General features: G+C 38.4%; 7 protein-coding genes. 3 read left to right on the forward strand and 4 right to left on the reverse strand.

Features of this window, described 5'->3' with window-relative positions; all coding sequences use genetic code 11:
* Positions 1-74 precede the first annotated feature (74 nt).
* From VB732_RS34705 to VB732_RS34715, 3 genes are read right to left on the reverse strand one after another with little or no spacing between them, the layout of a single operon-like run.
* Entirely contained in the window at positions 75-890 is an 816-nt protein-coding gene (locus VB732_RS34705; RefSeq protein WP_323235349.1) for a TniQ family protein, read from the reverse strand.
* The gene (locus VB732_RS34710) at positions 880-2,007 is read right to left on the reverse strand and encodes an ATP-binding protein (protein WP_323235350.1); all 1,128 of its coding nucleotides are present in this window, start codon (positions 2,005-2,007) and stop codon (positions 880-882) included. The genes VB732_RS34705 and VB732_RS34710 overlap by 11 nt, the downstream gene beginning before the upstream one ends.
* Positions 1,998-4,727 carry a TnsA endonuclease N-terminal domain-containing protein gene (locus VB732_RS34715; protein WP_323235351.1) on the reverse strand — a complete coding sequence of 910 codons (2,730 nt, stop codon included), beginning with the start codon at positions 4,725-4,727 and terminating at the stop codon, positions 1,998-2,000. The genes VB732_RS34710 and VB732_RS34715 overlap by 10 nt, the downstream gene beginning before the upstream one ends.
* A gap of 440 nt (positions 4,728-5,167) precedes the next feature.
* Here VB732_RS34715 and VB732_RS34720 point away from each other — a divergent pair, with 440 nt between their 5' ends.
* From VB732_RS34720 to VB732_RS34730, 3 genes are all read left to right on the forward strand, one after another.
* On the forward strand, positions 5,168-5,758 hold the full coding sequence (locus tag VB732_RS34720; RefSeq protein ID WP_230968400.1) for a TnsA endonuclease N-terminal domain-containing protein: 591 nt from the start codon (positions 5,168-5,170) through the stop codon (positions 5,756-5,758).
* Complete coding sequence (locus VB732_RS34725) at positions 5,755-6,495, forward strand: hypothetical protein (protein WP_323235352.1); 741 nt, start codon at positions 5,755-5,757, stop codon at positions 6,493-6,495. Before VB732_RS34720 ends, VB732_RS34725 begins: the two co-directional genes overlap by 4 nt.
* Positions 6,496-6,739: 244 nt before the next feature.
* Entirely contained in the window at positions 6,740-7,324 is a 585-nt protein-coding gene (locus VB732_RS34730) for a TniQ family protein (RefSeq protein ID WP_323235353.1), read from the forward strand.
* Between the two features lie 54 nt (positions 7,325-7,378).
* Here VB732_RS34730 and VB732_RS34735 read toward each other — a convergent pair whose 3' ends face one another.
* Positions 7,379-7,822 (reverse strand): hypothetical protein, encoded by a 444-nt coding sequence (locus VB732_RS34735; RefSeq protein WP_104899561.1) that lies wholly within the window; start codon positions 7,820-7,822, stop codon positions 7,379-7,381.
* Positions 7,823-8,174: the final 352 nt, after the last annotated feature.

Below are 8,174 nucleotides of genomic sequence, written 5' to 3' on the forward strand. Positions count from 1 at the left end.
GTGACTGTAACCATAAGTTTGCCGGGGCGGCACGTTTATGCTTTCAAAACGCCTGGGCAAGTTTCGGTGAAAAATTAGTTTTGATGTATGGGTGGTAAGAAGTTAGAGGGTGTATTAGCAGCCAAATCTTCGACATCATCGAACCACATACACTGCCACAGAGGCTTATTGCTTTGATTAGAGAGCGGAGCTATCAATTGTTGCCGCCAAAAGTCAACGCTTTCAGTTTCTTCATTAACTACTTGATTAAGTTGCAGTCCACCTAACCATAGATGACAGATTGAGCAATATCCTGGACGAGAATACCTTGATAATGGTGGAAACTCTTGCTGGCAGTGAGGGCATTGCTCAATCAGTGACTGATGCTCATGGTGAGGGCATTCCTTGATTGTGTTGACTAACCACAGCAGTGGATTGTAAATTACTCGATTATTGGTACGCCAGGTGTCATAGCATACTGGGCACCAAGCTTGATGTAAGCGCAGAATGCTAAACCCGAAAAAAATACTTGCCCACTTCAATGGCCACAGACAAGATAAATCTTGACGCTGGGTCAATTCTTCTAGAACTTGAATTAGAGTAGTGGCAATGTTAACTCTGGTTTGGCTTGCTGTAGTTAAAGAATCTTGAACTCCAAATAAATGATTAATGATGTTGATGGAACTAGCACTGCTTGTTTTGTGCCCCATCAGTGGAATAATCTTTGACAAAATTAGTTCTTCAGCAGTTATGGTGTGATAGTCGGCAAGGCGAGCAATATATCCACTTAAGCTCTCCATATAAAGCGTACCAATACCAATTGGCTCCAATGGGAATAATTGACAACGTTGTGGAATTGTTGGTTTTTCCAGATTCCAAAACTCATCTTCGGTATAATAATCAACTAACATCAAGATTAATTCCTACAGGATCTCTTTTAGCCAGACGTTTTCCAACACGACCTTTCGTTTGAGATGGTTGCTTAACCTCTTCATTGGTCAAACTGGGTGTTACAGTTGCAACCTCGTTGTGCCATCGCTTCTCTCCAGCTTGTGCTTCCTGTTGAATTTGCTGCCGTCGTGCTTTTGAGTATTCGTTTTGTTGGATATACTTCGCATTGAGGGTTGTCGCGTTCTCTGCCAAGGCGTTTCGTAACGCTTTTGTCAACCAAGTTTTGAGGAGACCAACGCTGCCAACTGAGTAATCCAAAAAATATTCATATTGTTCTACCAAGCAAGGTTCTTCTACCATTGGTAAATGTGCCTGAAATGTTCTGAGAACCCGCATAAACTCAGCTATATCCTCTTTGTTGTCTGTCGAATAACGAGGTAAATGTATATCATCGCTGCGTCGGCTGACTTGACCACTGAGGTGACAGCAGTTGAGTAAATCATAAGTACCGAATAAAATATGTACGACACCAGTAACATTAGCAATAGATTTTATCCAATTCATCTGATGTAACATTTGTTTTCCTCCAGCAACCATCAGCAAATGTTGCGCTTCATCTATCATTAATGCTGTTAATTGATGGTGTCGCATAGATTGTTCTAAAGCACGACGCACAGTATCAGAACTTTTGGAAGCAAAGTATGTAGCCGAAAGAGCGTTTGCATACTTTTGATAATTTGATGTACTATTTGTAGTGATTGAATTGAGCGAGATTTTCTCTAGAGATTCTAGAACCCGGAGGTAATAATCTTTATAATTAAACTTTCCTGCTTCATTAGCAATTGCCTCTATCCCTGCGACTGGGATCTGACAAATATTACTGTTCATAGATGCTAATGCACCTTCCATTAACAGTTTTTCAGTTCGTAGTCGTAAAGTGGTCTTCCCTACTCCTGCTGGGCCAACAACGAACAAGACACAAATATCTGTTGGTTGTTGAAGATTCATCAACAAAATATCTAAAGCCTGTTTTAACCGTAAATGTCCAATTGTAATCCCTTGAAAATAGTTCAGCCGCTCGGTTGATGATTGAGTAAGAAGTGCTTGAGGAAATAGACGTTTGTGTTTTATTGCCATAACTCCTCTTGAGTATGGGGTTGAATTTGTTCTAAATCTATTGCTGGAATATTTAATTTATCTGTTTGTGATAAAACTTCAGTAGGATTGGTTGTATTAATGTTAATTGGATATTCATCAAGATAAGTTTTTGTCTGTTTAATATTATTTTGATACAGCAATTGACGCATATCTAGTGCAGCCAAATCGTGCAATCTTTGTGCCTGTAAAGTTTCTTGAGCTTCTGCTGATTCTAGATACTGTGCAAGTTCCTTAGCCCTAATTGTTATCTTTTGGTTATACTGATTTTTCTGCTGGCGCAATTCAATACTTGCAAGTCGAATTTCTCTTTCTGAATGACCTTGTAAGGATGAGTAATATTCAGAAATACACCGCACCCAATTACCTTTGACATAAGCATAAGCAGTCCCGACATCAAATGGGTCGTATCTAACTGGGACTTGAGTTCCTTCAACTTCAGGATTAAGAAAGGAATCATCAATTGACCAGTAGTAAATAGAATGAATTTTTATACCAATTCTTGGTATTATTTTTGCACTTCCCTTCGGAGTTGAAGGCAAGGTAAAAATTTTAAAGTTTTCATCATCTAAAATTTTTTCTCCATAGCGCATTCCACTTTGATTAAGACCTCTTTCAAATGCAGCATTAGGAGAGAGTCCTAACGCCGGATGCTCTCTACAGTCATAAATCACATAAGCATATTCACAAAAATATTCATATAATTCTGGCAATGTCCAGACAGCTTGTACTTTTGGGTTATTTGCTTTATTTACCAAGCGAACCTGTTTAGTAATTTGAGTATTGCCTTTTAGGTTGTAAAAGAATTCTGTGTTGGTTGTGCCAAAAAAACGTTCAATAAGCGAACCAAATCTTGGACTAGCAACGGGGCGTTGTTTTTTTGTGCAAGCAAATGCCGCCAGAAGAGTTTCAAAGTAAATACTGCCAAACTCTACACCATTATCCATTATTAATGTTTCTGGGAAACGTCCAAGTCGCTGCACACAAATTCGCAACACCATCATGCAAGAGCGATATGATGGTGGATCAAAAGTTAAATAGATGGCAAAAATGCGGCGGGAGAAAGCATCAATAAGAATCGTTGCCCAAGGTCTGCCTAAACAACGTCCAGTGCGAGAACAAACTAACTCAATATCTAATTCCGTATGGTCAATGTGGCAGATTTCAAATGGACGACTGCCGTGGTTAGGCGTGGAAAGCGTTAATTCGTGATAAAAAGGATTCTTTTGGTAAGCTGCTCTACTACCTTGTCTTTGGCGAGTTTGCCGTACTGGATCTCGTTGATTAATACGCTTACAGAAAGTAATCCGACTGGGGCAAGGGTCTGTTCTTCCTGCTTTTTCCCACTCTCTAACGAGAATACCGTAAGTTGCCAGTTTTCCTCGCTGTTTGAGATTTTCATAATGCTGTTCAATAATTCGGTCGATGAACTCCCAAGTATCGGGTGAAAAGCGGTCTACTCGATTTCCTTTGTCTCCCCGATTGGGTAGCAAACCAATATAGCCCCAACCATAATTATTAAGAGCCTTATTAAATCTGGATTTCCAGCTACGGATTGTCCGCTCAGGTACAGAACTATTAATTGGCGGTCTTCCATGTAAATATGGCTCAATGATTTTATAGCGGTAGTTAGCCACGGACAAATCTTCGGGACTCGCGCATTTTAGCTGTTCCCAAATTTCTGTTGTTTTTGCAGATTTAGGTTGAATATGAGTAATTTCTTTTTGTGCAATGAGTGCATCAAAGTTTGCATGAGTTAACCCAATCAGTTCATTTTCGCTTTGGAGAGCAATTTTTGTGTCTCCAATTTGAAGTACACACCAACTTTTACCATCCCAAACAAGCGTTGAGCCAACCGCCACATCAATTCGTTGTCCGCTGGCGATAGTGGTAGAAATTCTTTGAGCAATCATGACATTATATGCCAGTGCCATCTGTTGACTGCTGAAAAGATGAACTTGTTCTGGTTCACTCAAAGCAGCAGCTTTGAGGTCTACATATAATTGCTTTGTTGCAATCAAGGCATAGATATCGTCTACCCAATTGGTACTGGTTGATTCTAATAGTTCTTTCAGAGTCATTCCAGGGTTAGCTCTCACGCACTCAACAACCGTTGTTCTTACCTCTGAGTTAACTGTATTTTCTTGATTGAAATAAGCTTTCAGAAACTGATGGTTGCGGTAAGCAATCCAGTTTATTTCTTGATCTGTACGTAAATGGTAGTACAGTAAAAGTGGTTGAACTTTAGTTTCTGCTGGTGGAGCGTGCCATTGACCGTCTTCGCTCTGTTGATAGCGTGTGGGTTGTTTCTGAGCTAATGTTTTGAGACGTTCACTCGGTTTCCATTCTTCAAATCCCACACAGTTACGGCGTATGATCAAGAAATCAGGAGTGTGAGATGTCACCACACAACGTCCGCTCTTTGATTTGAATGATAGGCTTAAGCGAATTGGTTGGTCATAGTATTCCAAAACATCTTCGTCATTTTCGTATTCGACGATCGCTGGCAGTTCTACTTTATGAGATTCAAACTGAATTGTTTTCCCCATTTTGCGGCTTGGATAGCTACCGCAAACATTTTTCGCTCCGCCACCTACAATCCTTACAGGTTCTGAACAACGGATTTTTTGCACAAATTCTTTTGTCGTCTCTGTTAAACAAAGGCGGCGACACCAGTCTTCAAACTCTTGGTCGCTGAGCATACAGAAAAACCGTTATTTTCGGCAGGTTTATGCTTTATTTTTATACTTTCGGCAAGTTTATCATTTCAAAACTCAACTTTTTTTATTTAGCCAATAAACGTAATAATCTACTTTTCAACTCTTACTGCGGCAAAGTTATGGTTTCAAAAATGGCAAACTTATGGTTACAGTCACACTTACTGCGGCAAAGTTATGGTTTCAAAAATGGCAAACTTATGGTTACAGTCACACTAGCTATTAAAATGTAGGTTCGCAGACTAAGTGAAAATTGTCGCGGACTATGTGAAAAATTGTCGCAGACTAATTGAAAATGAGCGTGGATCAATTAGGCTGGAGAGATTATCACTAGATTGGGGGCAAGAAAGCCTTTGGCAAACGGGGTGAGAAGAATCACCAATAGTGGATCAAAGAAAATTATTGGTAAATTCCCCAGTTTGAAGATGGACACCATCATTTGGTGGGAGTCCCAAATTGAGCGAGATTACATTTATCTGCTAGAGATTGATCCAACAGTCCAGTCATACAGGGGACAGCCATTCAAAATAACTTACATCTCAAAAGGTGTAACTAAAAACTATACCCCCGATTTCTGGGTACAAAGAATAGGGCAACAACAGGTGATAGAAGTCAAACCTGCATCCCAGGTTAATGACCAAAAAAATCTTGATAAATGGAGACATATCAGCCATTTATGTGAAGAGCGGAGCATGAGATTTATGGTAGTGACTGATACAATGATTCGGCAGCAACCTAAACTGGACAATATTAAGCTGTTATACAAGTATGCCCGTAGTCCATTGACACTACAACAATACTTAGACTGTCAATGTTATTTCACTTCCAGAGAACCAACGCCTTTCAAACAGGTGTGTCATGATCTAGAGCGAAAAGGAATATATCCCAATCTATTATTCAAACTACTGTATTTTGGCTGGCTGTCAACAGATTTAATGGAATCTATAGGTGCAGCAAGTCTAATTCAACTATCTCAATTTAAAGGTGATGTTCAAGCATTACTTTTGGATGTATGAATAGATACCAAATCCGACCTGGACTTCATTTTTGGCTAAAAGGGCGCGAATATGTAATCAAACAGCAGTTAGCCAATGGAGAATTACAGATATGTGAAGTCGTTACCGAAGTCTTGTCTAGAATTACATATACAGCTTTAGTTCAGTTTCTTTTTAGGGAAGAATTAGAACTTCAATCAACAGAATCTTTTGGTGTTGTTAAACGAAAAGCAAATGAGACTCAAGCTGATTTTACTCAACTTCCTGAAGAAATTCGCTTTGAAGCCAAAAGAAAATACAGCTATGTAAGCTTTGTTTTAGAGCAAGATATACCTCAAAGGACTCCAGCTAGTCTGCAACCGATTATTGAACAAGTATCAGAACAAATTAATGACCTTAGTCCGCCAAATTGGTTAACACTTTACCGTTGGCTAAAAGCTTATGAAAGCTCAGGTCAGGATATTCGTTCACTAGTTCCTAAGCATAAATACAAAGGAGATTACCGACCCAAACTAGAGAAAGAAGTAATTCAAATTATTGATAGTTGCATTCAAGAAATCTATTTAAATCCTTCTCGACCAGATATGGCAGATGTACATGATGAAATTCTGCGCCAAATTAGGCAGGAAAATCTTACTCGTGCAAGCATTGGTCAAAAAGCTTTAGAAATTCCACATCGTTCAACTATTTACAGATTTGCATCTAAATTAGATCCATGTGTAGTCGCTAAAAAACGTTTAGGCAACCGTAAGGTTTAAACAAACTTGATTACCCGGTTTTGGCTAGGGCTTTTGAAAAATATGTAAGAGCTGATAAGCCTTACAAGAAAAACCCTTTCCTTAACGATGATTGTTTAGTAAATCTAGAAAATAAAATATCTTTAAACGAATCTCTGGTTAATATAGGAAGTACTAACCAAAGAATTAAAACTAAAAAGAGAAATCAAAAGGCATCGGATGTTCTGCATAAATAATATTAAACGTGTGTCCCAATAAAAAACTTTTGCGCCGACCTCGCCCGTATATAGATGAGAGTCTCATTGGCTATATTGCTAGACTTGCAGATACTAATTATTACCCTTCTCCAAATTATATTTTAAAAATTTCTCAACTGAGAGTCACAGGAATATATAGTAATATTTTTATCTCTAAAATTGATGATTTATGCATCCTTAGTCAGATCACTGAAGTAGAAGACAGTATTCTTTGGGCAATGGCATTTTCTTCAACTAATTCTTGTAGCTCTGCATACATCTTCACAAGCGTAGTCAAAGCATTTGGCGAAAATATTTCTACTTCCTTATTTAATAAAACTGGGGCCAGATTTTGCCCTATCTGTTGGCAGACCAAAGCTTATTATTCTCAGGTTTGGCATCTATCTCGTGTCACAGTATGTCCATTTCATAAATGTTTTTTAATTGATACTTGCTATAACTGTAATAATAAAATCAAGTTTTTAAGACCGAGATTGTTCAAATGTCAATGTGGCTTTGATTTACGTGATTCTCAAATAAATATCGCCAATATCGAAGAAACAGAGAGAAGAGAAAAAATGCTTAACCCAAGCATATTGGGGTTGATTGGGTAAGTTGAGCTACTAAATGGCTTGGTTGAAAAATCCTAGACAATTGAAGAAGCAGCATCACCCCTCATACCCTACTAAATACTCCTGAACTAAAGAAAATAAAGCGATTGCCATCTGTTCAAATTTATCGCCGTCTGGATAGGGGCAAGGTACAGCCAAGTTTTTGTCATTTTGCCAGTGCTTATTGTATGGTTCTGGGTCTAATGGTGCGTAGATGAAAGTTAGCACCTGATTGCGCCACCAGCCACTTAACTGAATTAGTCTCTTTCCTGGCAACAAGTAAAAGTTAAAACTAGGATAGTAATTATTTTTGTGGAGAGGATCATAATCAATCAAACTATTTTGAAAGTAAGCTTCAAAATAAATAGCGTCTGATGAGCGATTGTAGACTCTTCCCTTCTCCTGGATAGGAGATACTTTAAAACGTAGCCAAGGGAAATGCGCTTGAGCTATTTTTATTGCCGCGAGTTCAAATTCGATGGGAATAATAACGTTATTCATTTTCTCCTTTTTGCTTTAAGAACAATTTAGAAAATTTCGATTTATTTTTAACGTTTATTTTAGGGTAATACTGAACCGTATTGGCCTATAACAAGCGGAGATATCACACTAGACGCTACTCATTCCAAAAGTGAATTCCGTACCTCATTTAAGGTGGGCTGTACTAAGGTTAAGATAAAAATACTACAATACAGTTACGTGCAGAATCAAAAGAAATTTTCAATTAGTCTGCGAATTTGGTAGGAAATTTTCAATTAGTCTGCGACAATTTTTCACTTAGTCTGCGACAACACAAGCCAGAAACCCTATTCTTCCGTTGAGAATTTTTCACTTAGTCTGCGAACCGACAACA

The organism is Nostoc sp. UHCC 0252 (assembly GCF_034931145.1).
GTDB lineage: Bacteria > Cyanobacteriota > Cyanobacteriia > Cyanobacteriales > Nostocaceae > Nostoc.